Origin of the sequence: Streptomyces flavofungini (genome assembly GCF_041028215.1) — a bacterium.
GTDB classification, from domain to species: Bacteria; Actinomycetota; Actinomycetes; order Streptomycetales; family Streptomycetaceae; genus Streptomyces; species Streptomyces flavofungini_B.
This window is the reverse complement of record NZ_JASKYR010001137.1, coordinates 1-1,660: the sequence shown is the minus strand read 5'-3', so window position 1 is coordinate 1,660 and position 1,660 is coordinate 1. Positions and strand designations below refer to the sequence as shown.

Sequence of the window (1,660 nt, the reverse complement as noted above, 5' to 3'; positions counted from 1 at the left end):
GCGCACCGGCGCCGCCCCCGCCGCCGGACAGCACGCCCTGAACGGGGTCCSGCGCCAGACCCGAGCCAGGCTCAGCGCTGCTCAGCAGTGCTTGTGGACGTAGCCCTTCTCGCCCGCGGGCAGGACGTCACGGTCGCGCAGGGTGATCGAGAGGTCCTTGCCCCAGGTGCGGCAGGCGGCGTCGAAGTCCTTCGTCCCGTACTCGATGTCGAAGACCTTCCCGTCGTACGCCTCCGCGAAGTCGGGGCACTCCTTGTAGCGGGCGCACTCCTCCGTCACGGCGAAGTCGAAGCCGATGCGGCGGTGCTCGTCGACCAGGTCGGTGGTGTTCTTCTGCGCGATGGCGAGGCCCGAGCGGTGGGCGCGCTGGGCGAGGAGGCGGGCGAAGGCCGCCGCGTCGTCGGCGGTGAGCAGCTCCTCGGAGCGCTCGTAGGAGTCCAGGTTGTCGGGCTCCACGGCGTCGAAGCCGGACTCGGCGCAGCCGTCGATCCACTTGCCGACGATCTCCGCGAGGGCGGTGCGCTTCTTCGCGGTGGAGATGTCGAGCAGCGGCTCGTTCCAGTCCTCGTCGATGACCGGGTCCCCGTCGTCGTCGCGGAGGATCAGGTCGGGGTGCTCGCGCTCCCACCAGCGTGCGGCCTTCTTGCCGGGCTGGGCCTGGAAGGCGTTGACGTAGCAGATGGAGTACAGGCCGGGCGCGGGCTTCGCCGAGCGGTCGCGGGAGACGGCCCGCGTCTTCGCCGGGGGGTCGTAGGCGCCGCCGAGCTGGTAGTCGAAGGCGGCGTCGGCGGTCGGCTGCCGTACGCCGTCCTTCGCGGGCCGGGAGGCGGACTCGCCGGGGTCCGCCGTGTCGGAGCCGCCGGACGAGCAGGCGGTGAGGGAGCTGAGGAGGGCGATGAGCAGCGCACCGCCGACGCCGGTGCGAAGGGCGCGCGAAGGGCGGTCCCTCCGGGTGTCGGCGGTACGGTTCTTGCTGGTGGGCCACATGATCCAGGTCACCGCACCAGGATCTCAGGGCCCCCTTCCCGCCTGCGCCCGGGGTGTCCGGTCAGGTCAGGTTCAAGGCTTTTGCCGTTTCCGCGGCCATGCCCGCCTCGCCCGCCGCGTTCGGGTGCACGGGGACGAAGTTGGTGCCGAAGAGGACCGGTTCGATCCACCGCTGACCCGCGGGCCTGCAGGCGTCGTGGGCGTCGGAGGCCGCGGCCAGGTCGACGAACGTGGTGCCGGTCTCGCTCGCGGCGCGCCGGGCGGCGCCGTTCAGATGTGCCTGGAGGTCGCGCAGGTAGGGGATGTCGCCCTCGGCGATGGGCATCTTGGCGAAGCAGCCGGGGACGGACGCGGCCGGAGTGATCCACGGGTAGCCGAGGATCGCCACCCGCGCCTTCGGCGACTTGGCCTTGATCTGGTTGAGCGAGGCCTTGAGCGCGGGGAAGGTGTTCTTGTCGATCTGGTCCTTGAAGCCGCTGCCGTACTTGTCCTTGCAGGGGCTGCCCTTGCCGCCGGAGAGGACGCCGGCGGTGCCGCAGGACAGGATCGCGTTGATGAAGGTGCCGTTGTCGTTGCCGCCGATGGTGAGGGTGACGAGCTGCGTGTCGCTCTTGAGCGCGTCGAACTGCGGGGCGACGCCCGGGTACTGGGCGGTGGTGAAGTGCTTGGTCTC

2 protein-coding genes are annotated in these 1,660 nt (G+C 71.1%); both read right to left on the bottom strand.

Annotated features, from left to right (window positions below; translation table 11 throughout):
- Positions 1 to 81: 81 nt before the first annotated feature.
- Entirely contained in the window at positions 82 to 987 is a 906-nt protein-coding gene (locus AB8Z36_RS39140; RefSeq protein WP_440582122.1) for an endo alpha-1,4 polygalactosaminidase, read from the bottom strand.
- A 61-nt stretch (positions 988 to 1,048) separates the two neighbouring features.
- The coding region (locus AB8Z36_RS39135; protein WP_369218120.1) for an SGNH/GDSL hydrolase family protein at positions 1,049 to 1,660 on the bottom strand (612 nt) is incomplete at its 5' end.

Bases quoted from the DNA above. Each gene is read 5' to 3' on its own strand.
- AB8Z36_RS39140 (WP_440582122.1), bottom strand. From the start codon at position 987: ATGTGGCCCACCAGCAAGAACCGTACCGCCGACACCCGGAGGGACCGC.